Raw genomic sequence first — 1,389 nt, forward strand, 5'->3', positions numbered from 1 at the left:
GTGAAAGTAGTATAAAAAGTGGACACAATCTAATGAGCATGTTTGGATAAGGATAACAATAATATGCGAACGGAGAGTGTCCAAAATGGGTAAAAGAATTGACGATGATCTTAAGAAGCATTTAGTCAAACTGGTGTTGGAGGAAGGGAAAAAGCAAACTGATGTCTCCAAGGATATGGGGATTCCTTTGGGCTCCTTGCGAAGGTGGGTAAGCGAACATAGAAAGAAGGTCCAAGCGGAGCAGGACGGTGTTGAATACCTTACTCCGACTGAACAAATGAAGCTTCAAAGAGATATGGAGAAACAGATTCGAGATCTACAAGAGGAGAATGAAATTCTAAAAAAGGCTATGCACATCTTTTCAAGAAGCCCGCAGTAATCTACGAGTTCATTGAAGAACATCGGGAGGAATACAGCGTGACAAAGTTGTGCCAAGTACTCGAGGTTTCTAGGACAGGCTACTATAAATGGCGAGAGAAAGGAAAGAGTCCTTCACAAGAAAAAAAAGAGGAGGCTCAAGTGCTTATCAAGCAGGTTTTTTATGAGAAAAGACAAGTTTACGGCAGCCCGCGTATGAAGAAAGAGTTGGAGAAGAAAGAGGTTTTTCTATCTGAGAAGACGGTGGGCAACTATATGAGAGATCTTGGATTGTGTGCGTTGATGCCATCAAAGTACAAGACGACGACAAACTCCAATCACAACCACCCAATCTACCCTAATCTACTGATGCGCAACTTCAACGCGGACGCCCCTAACAAGGTATGGGTCGCTGATATCACGTATATATGGACGATTGAGGGCTGGCTTTATCTGGCGACTGTCATGGATCTATTTTCGCGGAAGATTGTCGGCTTCAATATTGAGGAGAACCTATCCAAGGAACTGCCGAAACTGGCGCTTGAAAGGGCTCTGAACTTCCGCTCTCCTGCAGAAGGACTGATTCACCATTCCGATCAGGGAAGCCAATATGCGTCAAATGATTACGTGGATTTACTCAATGAAAAGAAATGTAAGATCAGCATGAGCCGAAGAGGCGACTGTTACGACAATGCCTGTATAGAATCCTTTCATTCAACGATTAAAAAGGAGCTCATCTACCGTGAGAATTTCAGGACGATTGATGAGGCAAAAATGGCTGTGCTTGATTACATCATCTTTTTCTACAATGAAAGCCGTAGCCATTCTACTTTGGATTATGTTTCACCGAACGATTTTGAGAAGGCTTATCAAACTGAACAGGAGAAAAACGCTCAACAACCACCCGCAACTTTCGTGGAAGAGCAGTTGGCTTTTTAACTGCTCTTTTACGAAAGTACACCAAGCGCAGCGCGGTAGGCTTTTCGAAAAAAACGCTCATTTTCTCGTGTCCACTTTCTTGACCGAAGACCA

1 pseudogene is annotated in these 1,389 nt (G+C 43.3%); it reads left to right on the plus strand.

Annotated elements, in window-relative coordinates:
* Nucleotides 1-85 precede the first annotated feature (85 nt).
* Nucleotides 86-1,296 (plus strand): annotated as a pseudogene (locus M3191_RS18120) (IS3 family transposase).
* Nucleotides 1,297-1,389: the final 93 nt, after the last annotated feature.

The organism is Sporosarcina luteola (assembly GCF_023715535.1).
Taxonomy (GTDB): Bacteria; Bacillota; Bacilli; order Bacillales_A; family Planococcaceae; genus Sporosarcina; species Sporosarcina luteola_B.